The following is an 18,156-nucleotide window of genomic DNA, read 5'->3' on the forward strand; positions in this document are numbered from 1 at the left end:
ACAAAAAAAGAAACCGAAACGGGACTCCGGAGTTTGTCGGAATCCCGTTTCGGAACTTATTTTTTCATTTCGGGCACACCCCGGGACATTTTGCGCGAGGGCCAAGGTCTCCGGCGGCGGTTTCACGACCCGACTCCATCGCCCGGTCTCATCACGGTCCTCGACGCTACGGGGTCTCTGCCCCCTCGGACGGCCCCCGGGTTACTCCTGGGCGGCCTCGGGATCGGCCACCAGAATGCGGCCGCAATACTCGCAGACAATGATCTTCTTGCCCTGACGAATATCGACCTGGCGCTGGGGCGGGATGCGGTTGAAGCAGCCGCCGCAGGCATCGCGCTTGACGGTCACAACGGCCAAACCGTTGCGGACATTGCGCCGGATCCGGTCGTAAGCGGACAGCAGGCGCTCGTCGATCTTGGCCAGCACGCGCTCACGCTGCGCCTCGTACTCGGCGACCTGGGGAGCCGTTTCGGCCTCGATTCCGTCGAGTTCGGCCTTCTTGGCGGCGAGGTCCGCAGCACGCTCTTTCGAGAGGTTTTCGGCCTCTTCGAGCTGGAGTTTCTTACCCTTGATCCCCGCAGCGTACTCTTTCAACCGTTTTTCGGCCAGTTCAATTTCCAGTTCCTGGTATTCGATCTCCTTGGAGATGGCATCGAATTCCCGGTTGTTACGCACGTTGTTCTGCTGCTCCTTGTAGTTGCCGATCATGATTTTCGCCTGATCGACCTCGCGTTTACGCTGTTTGGTCAGCGTGTTGAGCTCTTCGATCTCGGCATTGACATGCTCGATGCGCGTGGTCATGCCGGCCATTTCGTCTTCGAGGTCCTGCACCTCAAGAGGCAGTTCACCCTTTACCTTGTTGATTTCGTCGATCTTGCTGTCGATCTTCTGCAACTCGTAGAGAGCCAGAATCTTCTCCTGCATCGAATAATCAACGTCGGCGGTTTTCTTTTGCGTTGCCATATATGTATTGTATAGTTTAGACTCAGAGCAGGTAATTCACCGGATTGCGAGAGCGCTCACTCTTGCGAACCGCAAAGGTACGTAAATTTTTCGACAAAACGTCAAATAAAAGTTGAATTGCGCAATATTCGCTTTCAAAATGGCCTATATCCGCTACAATGAGCCCCTTGTCGGGGGTCATGAAGTCGTTGTACTTGAGGTCGGCGGTGATGTAGAGTTCGGCTCCGGCGCGGAGCGCGTCGGGGATCAGCGAGGCCCCGGCCCCGGTGCAGAGCGCCACGCGCCGCACTTCGGAACGCGCTATGTCACTGTAACGTATGGCGCCCACCTCAAGCCGTTTGCGGATAAAACGCAAAAACTCCAGGGGATCAACGGCTTCGGGGAGTTCCCCCACAACCCCGAATCCCACTCCTTCGGCGACGGGAGAGGGCTGCAGCAGCCGGAGGTTTCCGATTCCGAGCATCTCGGCCAGGCGCCAGCTCATGCCGCCGGGGGCGCTGTCGAGGTTGGTGTGGCAGGCGTAGAGGGCGATGCGGCTGCGGATGGCGCGCTCGACGCAGCGCTGTACGGGATCCGCCGAATTGAAACGCTTCAGGGCGTGGAAAACCAGCGGGTGATGGGTGATCACCAGGTCGCAACCCTCGGCTTCGGCCTCGTCGAGCACCTCCTCGGTGACATCCACGGCCAAGAGGGCCCGGTGCACATCGTCGTCGTGACGCCCGACGACAAGTCCCGCATTGTCATAGGATTCCTGCCACCCAAGCGGAGCAAAACGTTCGATAACGTCGGTTATTTCTCTGATCAACATAGCAATATGGAAATTCGTAAAACAACTGTCGGCCCAATCCCTGCCGGCACCGGATCAGAAAAGCGACTGTTCGTAGAAGGCAAAGAGCTCCTTGTTTTCGACCTCCTCCTTCTTGCGACGGGGTTTGCGGCCGTTCTGGCGCGTCGGTTGTCCGGGCACCGCCTCCGGGCGCTCGGGAGCGGCCGAGCCCGGTTTCGGAGCGGTTCCCGCATCCGGCGTCTCGTCGATCTTCACCACGGCCCGGGCCCGACGTCGGCGGGCCGGCGTTTCGGCCGACGGTTCCGCTGCCGGGCGCTCCGACGCTTCACCGCCGGAGAGCGCTTCGCCCCCTTCGACAAGTTCCCCCGCCCCGGCCTTCAGCTCCTCGCGGACCTCGGCCAGCAGCGACCGGATCCGCTGCAGGCGTTCCATCAGTTCCGTATCACGGCCGACCGCCGTGACGGCATTGCCTTTCCGCAAGGCCTTCTTCGCCCCTTCGAGCGTCATGCCGCACTCCTTGACCAGATGGTAGATCATTTTCAGGTGCTCGACATCCTGCGGCGAGAAGAGCCGGTTGCCCTTCTTGTTGCGCTTCGGGCGCAGGATCGAGAATTGAGACTCCCAATGGCGGATCAGCGAGGTGTTGACATCGAACATCTCGGCCACTTCGCCCATCGTATAAAAAATCTTCTCGGCCATATCTATTGTTTCATGATTCGCAATGAGTGGGGATAGAGGTTGTTCACCCTGCCCCCGATCCGTTTGGCAAAACCCAGCCCCCGGCCCCGCACCCCGACGAGGTTCATCCCTTCGGCCAGCCCCGCGGCGGCGATCTCCTGACGCCGCAGGTAACGCAGCGCCTCCGCTTCGTCCAGCTCGGCCATCGGCACGGCAGCACGGTTCAGCTCCGGGCAGAAGGCCAGCGCCGGATCGGGTTTCAGCACCCCCTTGAAAAGCTGGCCCATCGCCACCCCCGAACAGATCACCGGCAGCACCTCGGAGAGCGTCCGCACCGCTTCGGACTGCGTCTCATACCAGGCGTAATACGTCTCCCCCACCGCCGCAAAGTGCATCCGCTGCGGTTCGCGGAGCCAGCGGGAGAGCTCCGCCGCGGTTTTCCGGTCCACGGGGGCAAAGAGTGCCCGGCGCGGTTTCGGCGTCCGCATCCGGCCGCCGGCATCCGCCGACTTGCGCGCCACGGCGGCGAAGAACCCCTCGCCGCATGCCCGGTGGGGATAGAAGCGGAAGGTCCGGAAGGCCCCGACGCGTCCGCAGACCACACCCCACGACGCCTCCACGTCGACAGGAGCCGTCTCCTCCACCTCCGCTTCGGCCCAGGCCAGCAGGCGTTCCAGCGACCCTTCGTCCTCGTCGCGGTTGAAGGTGCAGGTGCTGTACACGAGCGTGCCGCCCGGCTTCAGGGCCCGCCACGCTTCGCGCAGGATCCCGTCCTGACGCGCCGCACAGAGCCGCACGTTCGCTTCGCTCCACTCGCCGCGGGCCGCGGTATCCTTGCGGAACATCCCTTCGCCCGAGCAGGGGGCATCCACCGCCACGACGTCGAACCACGCCTCGAAATCGCCCAGCGCCCCGGCTTCGCAGCACGTCACGGCGACGTTGCCCGTACCCCACTTGCGCACGTTGTCGGCCAGCACCGAGGCCCGGCGGCGGTCGATTTCGTTCGCCACGACCAGCCCCTCCGGACCCACCAGCGAGGCGTAGAGGGTCGTCTTGCCGCCCGGGGCCGCACAGAGGTCCAGCAGCCGGGCGCCCGGAGGAAGCGCCCCCTCCAGCAGGTGTTCCACAAACTGCGACGAAGCCTCCTGCACGTAGTAGGCTCCGGCATGGAAGTCGGGGTCGAACGTAAACGAGGGGCGTTCGGTCAGATACCAGCCCTCCCGGCACCACGAAACCCGGCGTTCGGGCTGCAGATTGGGGAGTTCCCCGCACGGGAACTCACCGGCCGGTCCGCCCGGGATCTTCGCCGGGTTCAGCCGCACCGACGTGGGGGCTTCCGACTCCAGCGCCGCGCAAAGGGCCGCACCCTCCTCCGCCCCGAGGTCGCGCAGAACTCGGGCCGTAAACGCTTCGGGCAGCATCATCGCTCTTCCGGGGCTTTGAGAGCGTCGAGACGGCTGCAGATCCGCTCGAAAACAGCCGGGTCCGAAACGAAATCCTCGTGGTCCTTGTCCACGACCAGCACCTCCCCCTCGTAGATCGTGTCGATCCAGTGGTTGTACTTGTCGTTCAGCCGCTTCAGGTAGGATTCGTCGATGTTCATCTCGTACTCCCGCCCCCGTTTGCGGATCTGCGAAATCAGTGTCGGAACACTCGCCTTGAGGTAGATCAGCAGGTCGGGCTGCGGGATGAGCGACGTAACCAGCCGGAAAATCTTCATGTAGGTCTCGATGTCGCGCGTCGTCATCAGGCCCATTTCATGGAGGTTGTCCGCGAAGATATGCGCATCCTCGTAGATCGTCCGGTCCTGGAAGATCACACCCGCCTCGCTGTCCGAAAGCATGTCCATCGTCTGTTGGATCCGGCTCCCGAGGAACGAGATCTGCAGGTTGAACGCCCAACGGTTCATATTCTCGTAGAAATCGCCGATATAGGGGTTGTCGCACTCCTCCAGATAGCACTTCGCGGCGTAACGCTCCGTCAGCATCTGAGTCAGCGTCGTCTTGCCGCTCCCGATATTTCCTGCAATGGCTATATACATGACCGTATCGTTAATGGTTTGGAAAAGGAATAACGCAAAGCATTATCTCTTCCCGTTAATAATTTTACAACTCCTCGAAAATTATATCATCCGGCACGCCCAGCTCTTTCCGTTTAACTTCAAAATCCTTTTGCCCGAATGCCCCGAATTTGTTCTCCTGTGCTTCCCAGGCTTCCTGCGTGTTGTCTACGGGAATAATATAATACTCGGTCGTATGCCTGTCATAACGCTGCGTGGGAATACCCATACTGTCCCTCAACGCGCGATATGCCTTGACCAGAATAAAATCATCGTCATACCCTACGGCATAAACACCCGCTCCGGTTATCCCCGTATAAGGTGCATCATCGTCCGGTTGATGATAACACACGTCCATATCCTCCCTGGTATCTACCGCTATCAAGTAATAATTCCCAGTAAGATGCCGTTCATACACAAATCCGCAGCTTTGCATAATCAGGAGCAACCCTAAAATGAGGAATGACATACCTGTTTTCATAGCCCATGAATGCTTTACCTGATCCCCGCAAAGGCCTTGATGTCCTCGATGACCCGCCGGTCGTTCATCAGACGCGGAACCTTGTTCTTCCCGCGGGCCCGCATCCAGGCCAGGAAACAACCCCGATCCAAACGGATCACCCGCTGGCGTTCGAGCGTCGTGCGGCGCTTGGCATCGTAATCCGAATTCACCGCCCGCAGCTCCTCGTCCAGCGTCGCGGCAAATGCCTCCAGGCTCTCCGGCTCGCGGTCGAACTCCACCAGCCACTCGTGGGCGCCCCGTTCGCGCAGCGACATGTAGCACGGCGCCACCGTATATTCGCTCACCACCGCTCCCGTCCTGCGGCACGTCTCCGCAAGCGCCCGCTCCGCATTGTCGACGATCAGTTCCTCGCCGAAAACGTTGATATACTGTTTCGTGCGTCCCGCAAAGCGGATCCGGCAGGGGTTTGTCGAGGTAAATTCCACCGTGTCGCCGATCTCGTAGCGCCACAGGCCGTTGTTCGACGTGATCAGCACGGCATAAACCTTGCCGCACTCCACCCCTTCGAGCGGGACGATCTGCGTCCCGTGGCGGAACTCGAAGAAGGTCCCGTAGTCCAGCATCAGCAGCATGTCGTTGCGCGCCGGGTCATCAGCCAATGCAAAGAAGCCCTCCGAGGCGTTGTAGGTCTCCATGTAGTGCATCCCCGCCGAAGGGATCAGCTCCTCGAACGAGCGCCGGTAGGGCGTAAATTCAACCCCTCCGTGGGCGAACATCTCCAGGTCGGGCCACACCTCCAGCAGGTTCCGCTTCCCGGTATACTCCAGCACCCGGCGCATCAGCGCCAGGTTCCACGACGGAACCCCCGCAAAGGCCGTGATGTGTTCGCCCGTGCATTCGCGGCAGATCGCCTCGCATTTCGCATCGAAATCCGGGATGATCGCCGTCTCGATCCGCGGGGCCCGGAACCAGCCGCTCCAGAACGTCGTCTCGTGGATCAGCAGCGCCGAAAGGTCCCCGACCAGATTGCGCCCCTCCCGCACGCACGAACCGCCCAGCGTCAGCGTCTTGCCCTCCAGGACCCGGCTCTGCGGGTAGTTCCCCGCATAGACCGTCGCCACGTCGCGCATTCCCAGCGTATGGTTCCGCCACAGCGACTCGCGCGTCACCGGGATGTATTTGCTCCGGTCCGAAGTCGTCCCCGACGAGCGCGCGAACAACGTCACACGACCCGGCCACGTCACATTCCGGGCCCCTTCGCGCATCCGCTCGACATAGGGTTTGAAGCGCTCGTAGTCGAACGTCTCGACCCGCGTCTGGAACTGCTCCAACGTGCGGACATGCCGCAGATCGTAACGCTCCCCGAACTCCGTGTCGCGCCCCCGGCGCAGCAGGTGCTCCAACATCCGCATCTGCGTCTCGGCAGGATAGCGCCGAAACCGGTCGATCGACCGTTCCCGGCGGGAAAACCACGCCCTGAGTATGCTGTTTCGTAAAGACATTTTTTCCAACATTCGACGGAGACCCGGCACCCGCCCGGGCCGTATCCACCCGGATCGATTCCGCGCTCCGTTCCTCTGTTTTTTTCGACAACCGACCGATGTGCGGCACCCGCCCCGGCAGCATCCGCCCCGGACCGTCCCCGCACCCCGTCAGTTAAAATAATATCCCACCTTCCCCACCGAACCCGGCATGGCAAAAACCACCACCCGGTCGTAAGGGTTGATCTCCATGTTGTCCACCGCAATGAAAACCTTGTCCCCGCGCACGATGCCCCCGATGATCGTATCCTCCGGCAGACCCAGATCCCTGATCCGCGCCTTCGTCGCCGGAGAGTTCGGCTTCACGATGAACTCCAGCACCTCGGCATCGCTCCCCGTCAGGCACTTGATCGCCTGCACGTCGGTCGACATCGTGAAACGGAAGATGTTCGATGCCGTTACCAGTTTCTTGTTGATGATCGTGTCGATGCCGATCGACTCCGCCAGGTTGATGTAGTTCAGGTTCTCGACCTCCGCGATCACCTTCTTCACCCCCATGCGCTTGGCCAGCATCGCCGCCAGGATGTTCGTCTCGCTGCGCCCCGTGACCGCCACAAAGGCGTCCATGTTCGACAGCCCCTCCTCCATCATCGCCTCCGTATTGCGGCCGTCCTCGTTGATGATCAACGTCTTGTCCAGCATTTCCGCCAGTCGGTAGGCCTTCTCGGCGTTATAGTCGATGAGCTTGATGTTCACCTCGTCCTGCAGTTCCATGGCCACCCGGATCCCGATCCGCGAACCGCCCAGGATCATCATGTTCCGGATCTCGATATTCGTCTGTCCCGAGAACTCCATCACCTCGCGCACGGCGTCCTGGCGCGCAATCACGTAGATCACGTCCCCCTCCATGAACTCCTCGCCCTCGCGCGGGATGATCGTCTGCCCCCCGCGCGTAATGGCCACCGTCCGACAGTTCAGCGGTGTCGGGTCGTCGTCGAAGCCCGACAGCACCTGCCCCACCAGCGGCGAGGCCGGCTCCAGCCGGAAAACCACCAGCGAGAGCTTCCCGCTCGAAAAATCCACATACTCCGTCGTCGAGGTGTGGCCCAGCAGGTTGATCACCTCCTGCGCCGCCACCTTCTCCGGATAGAACAGGTAGTCGATGCCCATGTCGATGAACATCTCCTTGTTGTTGGGTTCCAGGTATTCGTTGTTGTCGACGCGCGCGATGGACTTCCGCGCCCCGAGCTTCTTGGCCAGCATCGCCGCCACGATGTTGTCGTTCTCCTCGTGGTTTACGGCGATGAACAGGTCGCACTTGCGGACCGCCGCCTTGCGCAGCACCGCAAAGGTCGTAGAGTCTCCCTCCACGGTAATTACGTCGGCCAGGGCTCCCACTTCGGCCAGCAGCTTCTGATCGCTGTCGATCACCGTGATGTCGTGTCCGTTTCCGCTGAGCATCCGCGCCAGATGGCTCCCCATCTCCCCGGCTCCCGCTATTACGATTTTCATACGCGCATCCGAATTAAATCCGCATTCAATCCGCAGCCGTTCAGTACGGCACGGCCCCCGACCGCTACCGGCCGGGCAACATTCTTGCAATTTATCTTACAAATATATACATTTGTCCCCGAAAGCCAAAATTTAAACCCGTAAAAACCGTCCCGCCATGCCCGCCTGGTTAATCGTCCTGCTCTGCGCCATCGCCGCCGTCGCCTTTTTCGTCGTGGGGATGTCCCTCACGCTGATGATCAAGGGGCACCACATCGACTCGGAGATCTCCACCAACAAGGACATGCAGCGCCTCGGCATCAAATGTGCCGTGCAGGAGACCCGCGAGGCCGACGGTTCGGCCGAGTGCTCCGACAGCCACACCGCCGCCGGATGTTCCGGGAACTGCGGAGCCTGCGACATCGAGCACAAGACCGCCAAATAGTTCCCGGAGTATCGACAGCCCCGGCCACCCGCCTTCCCGACCGCCCGACACGGCACTCCTCTCCACGAAAAATCCCGGCATCCGCATCGGACGCCGGGACCTATAATATAAACAGGTGCGCTCTGCCGCCCGCTCAGAACGGGCAGAACTTCGACCGGCAGTGGAACCACGGATTGTGCAGGTCCTCCTCGTTGTAGCGCAACACCCCGTCGTCGGGCAGCGACCGCGTCGTGCCGCCCGCTTCCGAAAGGATCAACTCCCCGGCTGCCGTATCCCATTCATAGGTGTGGGTCGTGCGCACGTAATAGTCGACCCGACCCTCGGCCAGCAGGCAGAACTTGTACGAACTCCCCTGCTCGACAACCTCCAGGTCCGGGTAGCGCTCCCGCAGGCGCGCCACGTACTCGTGCGTCTCGGGGGTCTGGTGCGAGCGCGACAGCGCAACCCGAAGGTGGTCGTGATGCGCCTCCGAGGCCAAAGGAAGCGGCGTCCAGTCCCGCACGATCTCCTCGTAGGTGTACTCCGCACCCGCATCGGGTACAATCCGCTCCTTGAGGTAAGAACCCGAATCCCGACCCGCAATATACATCTTCTCATAATAGGGTACGTAGATCACCGCCCCCATGCAGACGTTGTTCTCCATCAGCGCGATGTTCACCGTAAACTCGTTGTTCCCCTTGATGAACTCCACAGTCCCGTCCAGCGGGTCCACCAGCCAGTAGAGCTCCCAGTTGCAACGCTCCTCGTAACGCATCTCGCGCCCCTCCTCCGAAAGAATCGGAATCCGCGTCGGCCCGAGATACTCCCGGATCGTCCGGTGTGCAACCCGGTCGGCCTGCGTAATCGGGGTCCGGTCGTCCTTCAGGCTGATATCGTAGTCGTCGAGATTCTTGTATACTTGCATGATCGAGGCTCCAGCTCTGACTGCCGCATTGAACAGCGGCGGCAGCAGATACATACGCACCTTGTCGTTTATCATCGTCGCTCGTAATTTTAGATCGGAATGTTCTATTGCCATCGTAAAGGTAACAAGAATTTATGAGACCGGAAAATTTTTCGAACCACAACACACCTCTTCCCGTCAAAGAGTACAGATTCGATCCGAAAATCGCCACTCGCTCCCGCCAAAACCGTGCCTCGGACACCCTTCTCCGATTTTTTTCTCGTTTCTGTATGGTTTCTCGAAAAATATTCCTATATTTGCAACCCGAATTCATTCAATTACACGTAGAATGTACGTAATCGTAGAGATTGCAGGTCAGCAGTTCAAGGCTGAAAAAGGTCGGAAACTTTATGTTCACCGTCTCCAGGGCGAAGAAAATTCGTCCGTAAGTTTCGACAAAGTCCTGCTCACAGACAACGACGGTCAGGTCAAAGTCGGTGCACCTGTTGTAGAAGGCGCCGCAGTAAAGTGCAAGATCCTCAAGCATCTGAAGGATGACAAGGTTCTGGTTTTCAAAAAGAAACGTCGCACCGGATACCAGAAGTGCAACGGACACCGCCAGTACCTTACCCAGATCCTCGTGGAAGAAATCGTTGCATAAACCTTTAAAAACTGAAGCATCATGGCACACAAGAAAGGTGTAGGTAGTTCGAAGAACGGCCGTGAGTCGGAAAGCAAGCGACTCGGCATCAAACTGTTCGGTGGTCAGTTCGCAAAGGCGGGCAACATCATCGTTCGTCAGCGTGGAACGGTACACAATGCCGGTGAGAATGTCGGCATGGGCAAGGACCACACGCTCTTCGCTCTCGTAGACGGAACCGTCGAGTTCTGCAAGAAAGGCGAAGGAAAATCGTATGTCAGCGTAACCCCGCTGAGCGAGTAATTCCTCGCGCGGGAAACGCCCCAACTTCACAAAAGAGCCCCCTCGATGAATCGAGGGGGCTCTTTTCGTGTCAGGGCCGGGTCCGGAAGCGCCCCGAAAGTGCCGCCTTCACGAAAACGCCGCCTCTCCCCAGCGGAAAAGCGGCGTCACAGGATCACTCCGGGATTCCGAAAGCCCCTATTCGGCAGCCGGCGTACCGCGGAATTCGGCAACCACCTGCCCGCCGTCGAGCAGCTTCAGATCCGAACCCTTGATTTCATAGCTGTCCACACCGTCGAGCATCCGCACGAACGAATCCTCGTACTCCATTTCGGGGCAGGCCATCCGCGTCATGCCCAGCGGACCCATCTTCAGGCTCTTGCCCGTGCGTTCGTATTTGCCGAAAAAGCGGTTGCAGTTGGTGCGTCCGGCCACCAGCGTATCGGCGGCATTGAACTCCAGCGTGAAGGCATCCTCCTCGGCGTCGACGGCCGAAGCCGGAATCGACTCCATCCTGGCAAGTTTCCACGTGGTACCCTCCAGCGGCAGTTCCTTCTGCGAAGAGTCTCCGCACGCGGTCATGGCGAAAAGCAGCGTTGCAGCTGCAAAAATCCGTGTCATCATCTTTTTACCTTTTTATTATAATAGTACAACTCCTGCCCCCGGAACCCTCAAATCACAGGCCAAAATTCCAACCGGGGCCGGTCCGCAAAGATAGCCAACAGAATCGGCAAAAACAATCCCCCGAAAGGCAAAAAGCCCCTTTCCACGGATTTCCCGGCAAATAATCTTTGCACTTGTCGCATTTTTTCTTACTTTTGCATCGTTTTCCCCAGAAAACGGTCCCGTAGCTCAGTTGGATAGAGCAGCAGATTTCTAATCTGCCGGTCGCGCGTTCGAGCCGCGCCGGGATCACTTTTTACCCCTTTCGCCCGGCTTTTTTCACCTTTTTTTTGGCCAGACCGTTTTTTTTCCCTACATTTGCACGCTTAAAAGCCCGAACGGGTGAGCGTTTTTACTTTATTAACAAAATTTTATAGCAAATGGCTGTTAAAATTCGTCTGGCACGTCACGGTAAGAAGGGATACGCCTTCTATCACATCGTTGCCGCAGATAGCAGAGCGCCACGTGATGGTAAATTCATCGAAAAGTTGGGTACCTACAACCCCAACACGAATCCTGCTACGATCGATCTGAACTTCGAGAAAGCTCTGGATTGGTTACTCAAAGGCGCACAACCTACGGATACCTGTCGGGCTATCCTCTCCTACAAGGGTGTACTCTACAAGAAACACCTGCTGGGTGGCGTGGCTAAAGGTGCCTTCACCGAAACCGAGGCCGAGGCCCGCTTCAACAAGTGGTTGGAGGCCAAGACCGGAAAGATCGAAGCCAAGACCAACAAGATCGCTTCCGACGCCAAGTCGGCCGAGAAAGCCCGTCTGGCTGCCGAAACCAAGATCAAGGAGGAGCGCGCTGCAGCAATCGCCGAGAAGAAGGCTGCTGCCGAAGCTGCTGCCCGTGAGGCCGCAGAGGCTGCCGCTGCCGAGGCTGCAAACGCCGAGGAGGCTGCTCCCGAAGCTCCCGCCGCCGAGTAAGTTCGGCACAGGAGGGGCGAAAAGCTCCCCGCCGCCGAGCAAGTTCGGCACAGGAAGGGCGAAAAGTTCCCCGCCGCCGAATAAGCAGGTTTTCAATTTTGATAAAACAGGAGATCGCCCGAAGGGGAGATTTCCTGTTTTTTTTGTACTTTTGCCCCAAATCCTTTCGCAAATGGCTCTATCCGCTGGACGCATCAACAAACTCTTCGGAACCGACGGGGGCGTCATGCTCTCGCTCTACCCCGCGTTCCCCGACGATTTCGACCCCGCCGCCACCCCGCTCATGGTCACCATCGACGGCCTGGAGGTCCCGCTCTGGTGCGACCGCTTCGAACGCCGAGGCATCTCGGGGGCTACCGCCACCTTCGCCGATTTCGATACCGAACGCCGCGCCGAGGAGCTGCTGGGGCTCGAATTCCGCATCGAGGAGCCCGACGATGAGGATGATGACGAATTCTATCTCGAAGACCTCATCGGATTCGCCGTGGTGGCCGAAGAGGCCGGAACCGACCAAAAAAGCTCCGGGACCCTCACGGACTACTACGACAGCGACGCAAACCCCCTCTTCGAACTGGAGATCGGCAGCCACCGCGTCCTGGTCCCCGCCGTCGGGGAGTTCATCGCACACATCGATTTCGAGGGCCGCACGATCCATCTCGTCCTGCCCCAGGGTCTCTTAACGCTCGAATAGCATGGCTCGCGTAGTAATCGGTCTCTCGGGCGGCGTCGATTCGTCGGTCGCCGCCTGGCTCCTCAAGGAGCAGGGACACGAGGTCATCGGCCTCTTCATGATCAACTGGCACGACACAACCGGTACGCTCGAAGGCGACTGCCCGTGGCACGACGACCGCGTCTTCGCCGAGCTCGTCGCCCGCAAACTCGATATTCCGCTGCACGTCGTCGACCTCTCGGCCGAATACCGCACCCGCGTCGTCGACTACATGTTCGCCGAGTACGAACGCGGCCGCACACCCAATCCCGACGTGCTGTGCAACCGCGAAATCAAGTTCGACGTCTTCCTGCGCGAAGCCCTCAAGCTCGGCGCCGATTACGTCGCAACGGGCCACTACTGCCGCAAGGCCGAAGAGACCCTTCCCGACGGCCGGGTCATCTACAAGCTCCTCGCAGGCAGCGACCCCAACAAGGACCAAAGCTATTTCCTCTGCCAGCTCTCCCAGGAGCAGTTGAGCCGGGCGTTGTTTCCCGTCGGCGGGCTGCTGAAACCCGAAGTGCGCCGCATCGCCGCCGAGCAGGGGTTGGCAACCGCCAAACGCAAGGATTCGCAGGGCATTTGTTTCGTGGGCAAGGTCGATTTGCCGACCTTCCTCCAGCAGAAACTCGCCGCCAGGCGCGGCAACATTCACGAAATACTCCCCTCGTGGCCGAAATTCGTGCGCGCGGAGGTCCCAGCCCCCGGTGCGGAGCCCTCCGACGAACAGTTGGCCCGGCTGGCCGAACCGTGGCACTACACCGTGCGCGACGGCAAGAAGATCGGCGAGCACAACGGAGCCCACTACTACACCATCGGTCAGCGGAAGGGGCTCGGAATCGGAGGCCGCAAGGAGTCGCTGTTCATTCTCGCCACGGACACCGCACAGAATGTCATCTATGTGGGTGAGGGCGACGCCCATCCGGGTCTGTGGCGTCCGGCATTGCGGATGTTGCCGGGGGAGGTGCACTGGGTGGACCCCGCTCGGGAGTTACGGGTCGGCGAAAGCGCACGGTTCGCGGTCCGCATCCGTTATCGGCAGCCGCTGCAGGGTGCGCGGTTGTTCATCCGTGAGTCGGGGGCTTATCTGCTCTTCGACGAGCCCCAGCGCGGCATTACGCCGGGGCAGTTTGCCGCCTGGTATGACGGCGACGAACTGGTCGGCTCGGGTGTAATCGACGCTTAGCTCGCCTAAGAGGCGGGCGCATACGACCGTCGGGAGCGGTGTTTTGTTTCCGAACCTTTCAACCTTCCTTCGCCCACAGAACCCGGTTCTTAACCGGGGCTTTTTGCATCGGCAAAAAGCGGTTTTATTTGTTTTAAATCAAAAAAGCATTTCTATTTTCCACAAAAGCACCCAGTTATTACTGAGCATCGATTGTGTATACGCAAGCATACGATTTAAGAAGTTGCATAGCTTTACGAATCAAAACTGTGCCACTTGTGATATATCCGATCGACCAATATATTATTGACGCAATTCGCAAAGAGAGAAAACGCCAGAATATTTCGCAATCCATGCTGGCGTATGGAATCGGTGTATCTAAAAGTTTCATCGGACAGGTCGAAAGTCCCAAGTACAATATCAAGTACAACCCTCATCACATCAACGAGATCGCCAAGTACCTCGGATGCTCACCCCGGGATTTCTTGCCTGAGAAACCGCTTTAACAACTTATGCCCTTATAACAAAAGTTTCTCAAAAAATCACCGTGAAACCGAAAAGCGAATTCGATCAGTATGTCAGCGCAGCAGTTCGCCAAAAGCGTATTGCCCAGGATATTACGCAGGCAGATCTGGCAATCGGAATCGGTGTAACCGACGGTTTCATCAGTCAGGTGGAGAGCCCCAAACGTCCATCCAAATACAATCTCAACCACCTGAACAGAATCGCCAAATACCTCGGCTGCTCGCCCCGCGATTTCCTGCCCGAAAATCCCCTTTAACCCGTCAGCCGCCCATGTCGCGTTCGCTGTCGATCCTCGCAATCCTCGTGCTGGCAAGCCTTGCCGCCGCGGCCAAAAGTCCCGTCGGAATCGTCTTCTATGACGTCGACCGCATCTACGACACCATCCCGGCACTCTTCTACGACGACTCCGACTATACGCCCGAAGGGCGTTACGGCTGGAACTCGGAGCGCTATACGCGCAAAATCCGAAATACCGCCGCCGTGATCGACTCCATGGCCCTCGACATCGTGGCCCTGTGGGGCGTGGAGAACGAACAGGTCGTCCGGGACCTCTCCGCCGCCTGCCGCGAAGCGTACACCTATCTCCACCGCACGCTCAATACACTCGACGGCATGGACTTTGCCCTGCTCTTCTTCGCCGACCGCTTCGCGCCCGAACGGGTCGAAACCGGACGCCGCTACCTCTATGTGGAGGGTGAATGCGAAGGCCGGACCCTGGGGCTGGTGCTCTGCGGCGATGCCCGCACGACCGAATGGCTCGTCGCGGACCTGAGGGAAGAGCATCCCGGCGTGCCGCTCGTCGTCATGGGAAGGGTCGGAAGGATCCCCGCCGAGCGGTTCGGACTCCGCGACGCAACGGCCCGCGTCGAAAAGGCCGGAAGAGGCAACATCCGCCGGGCCGGACGCTGGGAAATGAGGGACCGGATGCTGGTCGACACCCTGCTCGACAGTTCGGATGCCGATGTCTTTGCCCGCCGCTATCTGGTTGACCAAAAGAGCGGTAACCCCCTCAGAACCTATTCACGCGGGGTTTACAGGGGCGGATACGGATATTCGCTTCCCGTATTCGTATATATCCGCTGATGAGATTTGTTTTTTTAGAAAAGTTTTCGTATTTTCGCAATCCCTCCGGAGGAAAAGTTCATTTTAATACGCGGTCGAGATGTCGTAACCGCGATTTTTTCGGATCCGAAGGGTTGATTTTGTGAATTTTTATTTATTTTTATAGATACAATCCAAATTCAGAAAACTATGGCAGACGTTAAACGAGTCTACACCTTCGGCAACAAAGAGGCCGAAGGAAACGGCAAAATGCGGGAACTGCTCGGCGGCAAAGGCGCAAACCTCGCCGAAATGAACCTCATCGGCATTCCCGTACCCCCGGGCTTCACCATCACCACCGAGGTGTGCACCGAATATTACAGCCACGGAAAGGAGGCTGTCATCAAACTCCTCAAACCCGAAGTCGAAAAGGCCATGACCAATATCGAGAAACTCACCGGCATGAAGTTCGGCGACAAGGAGATGCCCCTGCTCGTTTCGGTACGCTCGGGAGCCCGCGCCTCGATGCCCGGTATGATGGACACGATCCTCAACCTCGGTATGAACGACCAGGCCGTCGAAGCCGTCGCCAAACGTACCGGGAACCCCCGTTTCGCCTGGGACTCGTACCGCCGTTTCGTACAGATGTACGGCGACGTCGTGCTCGGCATGAAACCCGTCTCGAAAGAGGACCACGACCCCTTCGAGGAGATCATCGACACTCTCAAGGAGAAACGTGGCGTAAAGAACGACACCGACCTGACGACCGACGACCTCAAGGAGCTCGTCAAGGAGTTCAAGGCCGCCGTCAAGAAGCAGACCGGCGAGGAGTTCCCGACGAATCCCTGGGACCAGTTGTGGGGTGCCATCTGCGCCGTCTTCGGTTCGTGGATGAACGAGCGTGCCATCCTCTACCGCAAACTCAACAACATCCCCGCAGAGTGGGGTACGGCCGTCTCGGTGCAGGCCATGGTATTCGGCAACATGGGCAACAACTCCGCAACGGGTGTCGCCTTCTCGCGTGACGCCGCCACGGGTGAAAACATCTTCAACGGCGAGTATCTGATCAATGCCCAGGGCGAGGATGTCGTGGCTGGCATCCGCACCCCGCAGCAGATTACGATCGAAGGCTCGAAGCGCTGGGCCAAGGCGCAGAACATCTCCGAGGAGGAGCGCAAGAGCAAGTATCCTTCGCTCGAAGAGGTCATGCCCGAGGTTTACAAGGAGCTGAACGAGATTCAGCACCACCTGGAGCAGTACTTCACCGACATGCAGGACATCGAGTTCACGATCCAGGACGGCAAGCTCTGGATGCTGCAGTGCCGAAACGGGAAACGCACGGGTGCCGCCATGGTGAAGATCGCCATGGACATGCTGCGCGAAGGCCTGATCGACGAGAAGACCGCCGTGCTGCGCTGCGAGCCCGCAAAACTCGACGAACTGCTCCACCCCGTCTTCGACAAAAAGGCTATCGCTACGGCGCAGGTCATCACGAAGGGTCTGCCCGCTTCGCCCGGCGCCGCAACGGGTCCCGTGGTCTTCTTCGCCGAGGATGCCGAGAAGGTCTATGCCAAGAGCGGCCAGAAAGCCGTCCTGGTACGTATCGAGACCTCGCCCGAGGACCTCAAGGGCATGTTGGACGCCGCAGGTATCCTGACCGCACGCGGAGGTATGACCTCCCACGCCGCCGTCGTGGCCCGCGGTATGGGCAAGTGCTGCGTATCGGGTGCCGGAGAGTTGCAGATCGACTACAAGGCCCGCACCATTCAGGTCAACGGTTTTACCGTCAAGGAGGGCGACTGGATCTCGCTCAACGGTTCGACCGGCGAAGTCTATCTGGGTCAGGTAGCCACGAAGGCCGCCGATTTGAGCGGCGACTTCGGCAAGCTGATGGAGCTGGCTGCCAAATACTCGGTACTGAAGGTCCGCGCAAACGCCGACACCCCGAAGGATGCCGCACAGGCATTCGAGTTCGGGGCCGAAGGTATCGGTCTCTGCCGCACCGAGCACATGTTCTTCGAGGGTGACCGCATCAAGGCCATCCGCGAGATGATCCTCGCCGACGACGAGGCAGGACGCCGCGTGGCCCTGGCCAAGCTGCTCCCGATGCAGCGCGGCGACTTCGAGGGGCTCTTCAAGGCCATGAACGGATATCCCGTGACGGTGCGCCTTTTGGACCCGCCCCTGCACGAGTTCGTGCCCCACGATGAGAAGGGTCAGAAGGAGATGGCCGAGGAGATGGGCGTTTCGCTGCAGAAGATCGTCGCCAAGGTCGAGGCGCTTGCCGAGTTCAACCCGATGCTCGGCCACCGCGGCTGCCGCCTGGGCAACACCTACCCGGAAATCACCGAAATGCAGGCCCGCGCCATCATCGAGGCCGCCATGAACGTCAAGGCAACGGGCATTCCCGTACACGTCGAAATCATGGTCCCGCTGGTCGGAAACCACAAGGAGCTCCGCTACCAGAAGAACATCATCGACTCGACCGCCGAGCAGGTCTTCACCGAGCGAAACGACAAGATCGACTACATGGTCGGCACGATGATCGAGGTGCCGCGCGCCGCCGTCACCGCCAACCAGATCGCCGAAGTTGCCGAGTTCTTCTCGTTCGGTACCAACGACCTCACGCAGATGACCCTCGGATTCTCGCGCGACGACATCGGCAAGTTCCTCCCCATCTATCTGGAGAAGGGCATCCTGAAGAACGACCCGTTCCAGATCCTCGACCGAAACGGCGTGGGACAGCTGATCCGCGAAGCCGTCTTCAAGGGACGCGGCACGCGCCCCACGCTCAAGTGCGGAATCTGCGGCGAGCACGGTGGGGAACCTTCGTCCGTGGAGTTCTGCCACTACGCAGGTCTCAACTATGTGAGCTGTTCGCCCTTCCGCGTGCCCATCGCCCGCCTGGCCGCCGCTCACGCCGCCCTCAACCAGAAGTAATCCGGGCTC

The 18,156-nt window shown here is 59.4% G+C and carries 20 protein-coding genes and 1 tRNA gene; 11 read left to right on the top strand and 10 right to left on the bottom strand.

The window, feature by feature from the left end; translation table 11 throughout:
• Positions 1–201: 201 nt before the first annotated feature.
• The 8 genes from ABGT65_RS00595 to trkA all read right to left on the bottom strand — a co-directional run bounded on the left by ABGT65_RS00595 (position 202) and on the right by trkA (position 7,943).
• Entirely contained in the window at positions 202–963 is a 762-nt protein-coding gene (locus ABGT65_RS00595; protein ID WP_346699292.1) for a C4-type zinc ribbon domain-containing protein, read from the bottom strand.
• A gap of 22 nt (positions 964–985) precedes the next feature.
• Entirely contained in the window at positions 986–1,771 is a 786-nt protein-coding gene (locus ABGT65_RS00600; RefSeq protein WP_346699293.1) for a Nif3-like dinuclear metal center hexameric protein, read from the bottom strand.
• Positions 1,772–1,825: 54 nt separating this feature from the next.
• Positions 1,826–2,449 carry a MerR family transcriptional regulator gene (locus tag ABGT65_RS00605; RefSeq protein WP_346699294.1) on the bottom strand — a complete coding sequence of 208 codons (624 nt, stop codon included), beginning with the start codon at positions 2,447–2,449 and terminating at the stop codon, positions 1,826–1,828.
• Positions 2,450–2,451: 2 nt separating this feature from the next.
• Positions 2,452–3,852 carry a methyltransferase RsmF C-terminal domain-like protein gene (locus ABGT65_RS00610; RefSeq protein WP_346699295.1) on the bottom strand — a complete coding sequence of 467 codons (1,401 nt, stop codon included), beginning with the start codon at positions 3,850–3,852 and terminating at the stop codon, positions 2,452–2,454.
• Positions 3,849–4,469, bottom strand: a complete 621-nt coding sequence (locus ABGT65_RS00615) for a deoxynucleoside kinase (RefSeq protein ID WP_346699296.1) — start codon at positions 4,467–4,469, stop codon at positions 3,849–3,851. The genes ABGT65_RS00610 and ABGT65_RS00615 overlap by 4 nt, the downstream gene beginning before the upstream one ends.
• A 64-nt stretch (positions 4,470–4,533) precedes the next feature.
• Entirely contained in the window at positions 4,534–4,968 is a 435-nt protein-coding gene (locus ABGT65_RS00620; protein ID WP_346699297.1) for a DUF3997 domain-containing protein, read from the bottom strand.
• Between the two features lie 14 nt (positions 4,969–4,982).
• Positions 4,983–6,452, bottom strand: a complete 1,470-nt coding sequence (locus tag ABGT65_RS00625; protein ID WP_346699298.1) for a GH3 auxin-responsive promoter family protein — start codon at positions 6,450–6,452, stop codon at positions 4,983–4,985.
• A 150-nt stretch (positions 6,453–6,602) separates the two neighbouring features.
• The gene (trkA, locus tag ABGT65_RS00630) at positions 6,603–7,943 is read right to left on the bottom strand and encodes a Trk system potassium transporter TrkA (RefSeq protein WP_346699299.1); all 1,341 of its coding nucleotides are present in this window, start codon (positions 7,941–7,943) and stop codon (positions 6,603–6,605) included.
• Positions 7,944–8,100: 157 nt separating this feature from the next.
• Between trkA and ABGT65_RS00635 the strand changes: the two genes are divergently transcribed.
• On the top strand, positions 8,101–8,367 hold the full coding sequence (locus tag ABGT65_RS00635) for a hypothetical protein (protein WP_346699300.1): 267 nt from the start codon (positions 8,101–8,103) through the stop codon (positions 8,365–8,367).
• 133 nt (positions 8,368–8,500) lie between these two features.
• On the opposite strand, the gene ABGT65_RS00640 is transcribed toward ABGT65_RS00635, so the two are convergent.
• Positions 8,501–9,346, bottom strand: coding sequence for a 3'(2'),5'-bisphosphate nucleotidase CysQ (locus ABGT65_RS00640; protein WP_346699301.1), 846 nt, complete (start codon positions 9,344–9,346; stop codon positions 8,501–8,503).
• A gap of 253 nt (positions 9,347–9,599) precedes the next feature.
• Here ABGT65_RS00640 and rplU point away from each other — a divergent pair, with 253 nt between their 5' ends.
• Positions 9,600–9,911 (top strand): 50S ribosomal protein L21, encoded by a 312-nt coding sequence (rplU, locus tag ABGT65_RS00645; protein WP_022308068.1) that lies wholly within the window; start codon positions 9,600–9,602, stop codon positions 9,909–9,911.
• A gap of 21 nt (positions 9,912–9,932) precedes the next feature.
• Positions 9,933–10,193, top strand: a complete 261-nt coding sequence (gene rpmA / locus ABGT65_RS00650) for a 50S ribosomal protein L27 (protein ID WP_290535291.1) — start codon at positions 9,933–9,935, stop codon at positions 10,191–10,193.
• Positions 10,194–10,370: 177 nt separating this feature from the next.
• On the opposite strand, the gene ABGT65_RS00655 is transcribed toward rpmA, so the two are convergent.
• Positions 10,371–10,796 carry an META domain-containing protein gene (locus ABGT65_RS00655; protein WP_346699302.1) on the bottom strand — a complete coding sequence of 142 codons (426 nt, stop codon included), beginning with the start codon at positions 10,794–10,796 and terminating at the stop codon, positions 10,371–10,373.
• Positions 10,797–11,013: 217 nt separating this feature from the next.
• Between ABGT65_RS00655 and ABGT65_RS00660 the strand changes: the two genes are divergently transcribed.
• From ABGT65_RS00660 to ppdK, 8 genes are all read left to right on the top strand, one after another.
• A tRNA-Arg gene (locus ABGT65_RS00660) sits at positions 11,014–11,087 on the top strand.
• Between the two features lie 128 nt (positions 11,088–11,215).
• Positions 11,216–11,767 (top strand): 30S ribosomal protein S16, encoded by a 552-nt coding sequence (locus tag ABGT65_RS00665; RefSeq protein ID WP_346699303.1) that lies wholly within the window; start codon positions 11,216–11,218, stop codon positions 11,765–11,767.
• A 172-nt stretch (positions 11,768–11,939) separates the two neighbouring features.
• Positions 11,940–12,458, top strand: coding sequence for a 16S rRNA processing protein RimM (locus ABGT65_RS00670; protein WP_346699304.1), 519 nt, complete (start codon positions 11,940–11,942; stop codon positions 12,456–12,458).
• Between the two features lies 1 nt (position 12,459).
• Positions 12,460–13,662 carry a tRNA 2-thiouridine(34) synthase MnmA gene (mnmA, locus tag ABGT65_RS00675; RefSeq protein ID WP_346699305.1) on the top strand — a complete coding sequence of 401 codons (1,203 nt, stop codon included), beginning with the start codon at positions 12,460–12,462 and terminating at the stop codon, positions 13,660–13,662.
• Between the two features lie 257 nt (positions 13,663–13,919).
• Positions 13,920–14,147 (top strand): helix-turn-helix transcriptional regulator, encoded by a 228-nt coding sequence (locus tag ABGT65_RS00680; protein WP_346699306.1) that lies wholly within the window; start codon positions 13,920–13,922, stop codon positions 14,145–14,147.
• Between the two features lie 41 nt (positions 14,148–14,188).
• The gene (locus ABGT65_RS00685; RefSeq protein WP_346699307.1) at positions 14,189–14,422 is read left to right on the top strand and encodes a helix-turn-helix transcriptional regulator; all 234 of its coding nucleotides are present in this window, start codon (positions 14,189–14,191) and stop codon (positions 14,420–14,422) included.
• A 14-nt stretch (positions 14,423–14,436) separates the two neighbouring features.
• Positions 14,437–15,249, top strand: a complete 813-nt coding sequence (locus ABGT65_RS00690; protein ID WP_346699308.1) for a hypothetical protein — start codon at positions 14,437–14,439, stop codon at positions 15,247–15,249.
• Between the two features lie 168 nt (positions 15,250–15,417).
• On the top strand, positions 15,418–18,147 hold the full coding sequence (gene ppdK / locus ABGT65_RS00695; protein ID WP_346699309.1) for a pyruvate, phosphate dikinase: 2,730 nt from the start codon (positions 15,418–15,420) through the stop codon (positions 18,145–18,147).
• Positions 18,148–18,156: the final 9 nt, after the last annotated feature.

The organism is uncultured Alistipes sp. (assembly GCF_963931675.1).
In the GTDB taxonomy this organism is placed as follows: domain Bacteria; phylum Bacteroidota; class Bacteroidia; order Bacteroidales; family Rikenellaceae; genus Alistipes.

Excerpts from the sequence above, each read along its gene's own strand:
- ABGT65_RS00595 (WP_346699292.1), bottom strand. The coding sequence starts at position 963 with ATGGCAACGCAAAAGAAAACCGCCGACGTTGATTATTCGATGCAGGAG.
- ABGT65_RS00600 (WP_346699293.1), bottom strand. The coding sequence starts at position 1,771 with ATGTTGATCAGAGAAATAACCGACGTTATCGAACGTTTTGCTCCGCTT.
- ABGT65_RS00605 (WP_346699294.1), bottom strand. The coding sequence starts at position 2,449 with ATGGCCGAGAAGATTTTTTATACGATGGGCGAAGTGGCCGAGATGTTC.
- ABGT65_RS00610 (WP_346699295.1), bottom strand. The coding sequence starts at position 3,852 with ATGATGCTGCCCGAAGCGTTTACGGCCCGAGTTCTGCGCGACCTCGGG.
- ABGT65_RS00615 (WP_346699296.1), bottom strand. The coding sequence starts at position 4,469 with ATGTATATAGCCATTGCAGGAAATATCGGGAGCGGCAAGACGACGCTG.
- ABGT65_RS00620 (WP_346699297.1), bottom strand. The coding sequence starts at position 4,968 with ATGAAAACAGGTATGTCATTCCTCATTTTAGGGTTGCTCCTGATTATG.
- ABGT65_RS00625 (WP_346699298.1), bottom strand. The coding sequence starts at position 6,452 with ATGTCTTTACGAAACAGCATACTCAGGGCGTGGTTTTCCCGCCGGGAA.
- trkA (WP_346699299.1), bottom strand. The coding sequence starts at position 7,943 with ATGAAAATCGTAATAGCGGGAGCCGGGGAGATGGGGAGCCATCTGGCG.
- ABGT65_RS00635 (WP_346699300.1), top strand. The coding sequence starts at position 8,101 with ATGCCCGCCTGGTTAATCGTCCTGCTCTGCGCCATCGCCGCCGTCGCC.
- ABGT65_RS00640 (WP_346699301.1), bottom strand. The coding sequence starts at position 9,346 with ATGATAAACGACAAGGTGCGTATGTATCTGCTGCCGCCGCTGTTCAAT.
- rplU (WP_022308068.1), top strand. The coding sequence starts at position 9,600 with ATGTACGTAATCGTAGAGATTGCAGGTCAGCAGTTCAAGGCTGAAAAA.
- rpmA (WP_290535291.1), top strand. The coding sequence starts at position 9,933 with ATGGCACACAAGAAAGGTGTAGGTAGTTCGAAGAACGGCCGTGAGTCG.
- ABGT65_RS00655 (WP_346699302.1), bottom strand. The coding sequence starts at position 10,796 with ATGATGACACGGATTTTTGCAGCTGCAACGCTGCTTTTCGCCATGACC.
- ABGT65_RS00665 (WP_346699303.1), top strand. The coding sequence starts at position 11,216 with ATGGCTGTTAAAATTCGTCTGGCACGTCACGGTAAGAAGGGATACGCC.
- ABGT65_RS00670 (WP_346699304.1), top strand. The coding sequence starts at position 11,940 with ATGGCTCTATCCGCTGGACGCATCAACAAACTCTTCGGAACCGACGGG.
- mnmA (WP_346699305.1), top strand. The coding sequence starts at position 12,460 with ATGGCTCGCGTAGTAATCGGTCTCTCGGGCGGCGTCGATTCGTCGGTC.
- ABGT65_RS00690 (WP_346699308.1), top strand. The coding sequence starts at position 14,437 with ATGTCGCGTTCGCTGTCGATCCTCGCAATCCTCGTGCTGGCAAGCCTT.
- ppdK (WP_346699309.1), top strand. The coding sequence starts at position 15,418 with ATGGCAGACGTTAAACGAGTCTACACCTTCGGCAACAAAGAGGCCGAA.